The organism is Mesorhizobium sp. M8A.F.Ca.ET.021.01.1.1 (assembly GCF_003998025.1).
Taxonomy (GTDB): Bacteria; Pseudomonadota; Alphaproteobacteria; order Rhizobiales; family Rhizobiaceae; genus Mesorhizobium.
Genome location: NZ_RZSJ01000669.1, coordinates 1 through 3,155, shown reverse-complemented (window position 1 = coordinate 3,155; position 3,155 = coordinate 1). Strand labels below are relative to the sequence as shown.

The 3,155-nt window shown below is 63.4% G+C and carries 5 protein-coding genes; all 5 read right to left on the bottom strand.

Features of this window, described 5'->3' with window-relative positions:
* The coding region (locus EOA36_RS31865) for a fructose-bisphosphatase class II (RefSeq protein ID WP_127280822.1) at nucleotides 1-526 on the bottom strand (526 nt) is incomplete at its 3' end.
* 201 nt (nucleotides 527-727) lie between these two features.
* Entirely contained in the window at nucleotides 728-895 is a 168-nt protein-coding gene (locus EOA36_RS31860; protein ID WP_081295122.1) for a Thivi_2564 family membrane protein, read from the bottom strand.
* 67 nt (nucleotides 896-962) lie between these two features.
* On the bottom strand, nucleotides 963-1,319 hold the full coding sequence (locus EOA36_RS31855; protein ID WP_127280821.1) for a hypothetical protein: 357 nt from the start codon (nucleotides 1,317-1,319) through the stop codon (nucleotides 963-965).
* A 118-nt stretch (nucleotides 1,320-1,437) separates the two neighbouring features.
* Complete coding sequence (locus EOA36_RS31850; RefSeq protein WP_127280820.1) at nucleotides 1,438-2,751, bottom strand: homoserine dehydrogenase; 1,314 nt, start codon at nucleotides 2,749-2,751, stop codon at nucleotides 1,438-1,440.
* Between the two features lie 37 nt (nucleotides 2,752-2,788).
* On the bottom strand, nucleotides 2,789-3,155 hold a 367-nt coding region (locus tag EOA36_RS31845; protein ID WP_127280819.1), incomplete at its 5' end, for an aminotransferase class I/II-fold pyridoxal phosphate-dependent enzyme.

The window sequence follows — 3,155 nt, the reverse complement described above, 5'->3', positions numbered from 1 at the left end:
GCCGGTCGAGGATGCAGGCCGTGATGTCGGATACGGCGGCGCCCTTCGCCCGGGCGACACTGGCGATGTTGTCGGCCGGCGAGGCATCGATGTCGATGACGCCTTCTGCATAACCCGGACCGATCGCGATCTTGTCCATGTAGACGTCGGGTGCGAACAGCAGGCTGCCCTTCTCGGCGATCGCGATCACGGCGAGCGCGTTCGGCAGGTTCTTGGCGCAAATCGTCGTGCCTTCGAGCGGATCAAGCGCGATATCGACCGCCGGGCCTTTGCCGGTACCGACCTCTTCGCCGATATAGAGCATCGGCGCCTCGTCCCGCTCGCCCTCGCCGATCACCACCGTGCCCTTGATGGCAAGGCGGTTGAGCTCCTCGCGCATGGCGTCGACTGCGACCTGGTCGGCGGCCTTTTCGTCGCCGCGGCCGCGCAGCCTGGCGGCCGCGACGGCGGCTCGTTCGGTGACGCGCACCAGTTCCATGGTGAGTATCCGGTCAAGGCCGGCGACGATATTCTGGGCCACATTCATTCGGCAAATCCTCGTTTGACGCCGCCTCCCGCCGGAGGCGCGCCTGTTTTGTCAAACGAGCATGACAACGGCAAGACCTGTCGCCAGTTTTATCGAAAGGATAGCAATATCAATCGATTGAACCTTATTCTTGAAACAATGTCGGCCCGGTTCGAGACGAACCGGGCCGGCAGGAAACAGGAAGTTGCCGCCGTTGGTGGCCTAGAAAACCGCGAGGTATTTGAGCAGCGAAATAATGCCGATGATGATGACGATGATCTGCACGATCTGCCTCATTCTGGCGTCGAGCGGCAGCCGCTGCACCAGATAGAGAACGAGAATGATGACGAGAAACGTGATCAGGATGCCGATCAACACGGACGAAGCCATGGTGCCCTCCTTCAAATGATGTCCTGAAACGAAGCGAGCCGGCAGCGCCGGCTCAATGCCGGCGCGCTCAGTACCAGCGGCGCGACGTGTCGTTCATCGACTGGCCGACGGCTATCCCGGCCAGAAAGCCGAGCAGGCCGATAAGGCCAACCACGGCGGTCGTCGTGCCCGGATTTTCGCGCGCGACGTCCGAAACCGCCTGGGCCTGGCTGCGCAACTGCTGTGCCGTCCGCGAGGCACGCGAAGCGGCTGTCTCGTAGAAATCCGATGCCTGTTCGCTGGCATCATCGAGCATTTCCGCGCTACGCGCCGAAATGCTCTTGTTGATCTTGGTGATCTCCTTGCGCAGGTCTGCGATCTGCTTTTCCAACGTCTTCTGGATGTCGCCGATGTCAGGGCTGTCGGATTTGTTGGTATCGGCCATGAAGCGGCTCCCTTGGTTGCTGACCAAGAGAACGGCGCCGACGCCAATTCGTTCCGGGATATCCCCATCGAACCGAAATGTGCCGGCAGTGGTTATGCCCAGAGATTCCGGGGGCCTGCTACCCTGCCCGCTCGATGCGGATGACCTGCGGCTTGTCGGTCAGATGGCCGTCCTTGGTAATGCCGTCGACGGCCTTGCGCACGGCGGCCTCGGTGGTCTCGTGGGTGACGAGGATCACCGTCTTCTGCGCCGCCGCCTCGCCGCTGACCGCATGCTGGACGATCGATTCCAGCGAAATATCATTGTCGGCCATACGCTTTGCGATCGCCGCGAACACGCCGATGCGGTCATGCACGGTCAGCCGGATGAAGTAGCCGCCGGCATGGCTGCGCATCTGCGCCTTCCTGTAGGGTTTCAGCTCCTTCGCCGGCCGGCCGAAGACAGGACCATGCTGGAAGCCGGGCCGGCTCTTGGCGATGTCGGCGACGTCGCCGATGACCGCCGAGGCGGTGGCATTGCCGCCGGCGCCGGGGCCGGAGAGCAGCAATTCGCCCAGAATATCGGTCTCGATGGCCACCGCATTGGTGACGCCGTGCACCTGCGCGATGACGGAAGCCGTCGGCACCATGGTCGGATGGACGCGCTGCTCGATGCCGCTCTCCGTGCGCTGGGCGACGCCGAGCAGCTTGATCCGGTAGCCGAGATCGCCTGCCGCACGGATGTCGGCCTGGGTAATGTTGGAAATGCCTTCCATGTAGATGTCGTTCGCCGCGATCCTGGTGCCGAAGGCTAGGCTGGTCAGAATCGACAGCTTGTGCGCGGTGTCATGGCCCTCGATGTCGAAGGTCGGATCGGCTTCGGCATAGCCCAGCCGCTGCGCGTCCTTCAGCACGACGTCGAAGGAGACGCCCTCGGCCTCCATGCGGGTCAGGATATAGTTGCAGGTGCCGTTGAGAATGCCGAACACACGGTTGACCGAGTTGCCGGCCATCGCTTCACGCATCGTCTTGATGACGGGAATGCCACCGGCTACAGCGGCCTCGTAGTTGAGCAGCACGCCCTTCTTCTCGGCGATTTCGGCAAGCGCCACGCCATGCTTGGCAAGCAGCGCCTTGTTGGCGGTGACGACATGACGGCCGGCTTCGAGCGCGGCTTTCACCGAGGCCCGCGCCGGCCCCTCATCGCCGCCGATCAGCTCGACGAAAACGTCGAGCTCGGCGGTCTGCGCCATCTTAACCGGATCGTCGAACCAGTTCGCGGCGCTTAGATCGATGCCACGGTCGCGTTTCCGGTCGCGCGCCGAAACCGCCGACACGATGATGTCGCGCCCGCATTGGCGGGTCAGTTCCGTCGCCTTGTCGCGCAACACGCGCGCCACCGATGCGCCGACCGTGCCGAGTCCGGCAATTCCAACACGCAGTGCTTCAGCCATGGAAGGCGACGCCCCTCAAATCAGATCGAATTTGTATTTACCGGTGGGCGGAAAGCGGCACCACATTGTTGGGCTGCTTGGCGCTGGTCGACAGGAAGCGCTTGATGTTGCGCGCCGCCTGGCGGATCCGGTGCTCGTTCTCGACCAGCGCCACGCGCACGAAATCATCGCCATGCTCGCCGAAACCGACACCAGGCGCCACCGCCACATCGGCGTGTTCGATGAGCAGCTTGGAGAATTCGAGCGAGCCGAGATGACGGAACGGCTCCGGGATCGGCGCCCAGGCGAACATCGAGGCCGCTGGTGCGGGAACGGTCCATCCGGCGCGGCCGAAGGCATCGACCATCACGTCGCGGCGCTTGTGATAGATGTCACGCACCTCGGCGATATCGGCGCCGTCGCCA

Bases quoted from the DNA above. Each gene is read 5' to 3' on its own strand.
- EOA36_RS31860 (WP_081295122.1), bottom strand. From the start codon at position 895: ATGGCTTCGTCCGTGTTGATCGGCATCCTGATCACGTTTCTCGTCATC.
- EOA36_RS31855 (WP_127280821.1), bottom strand. From the start codon at position 1,319: ATGGCCGATACCAACAAATCCGACAGCCCTGACATCGGCGACATCCAG.
- EOA36_RS31850 (WP_127280820.1), bottom strand. From the start codon at position 2,751: ATGGCTGAAGCACTGCGTGTTGGAATTGCCGGACTCGGCACGGTCGGC.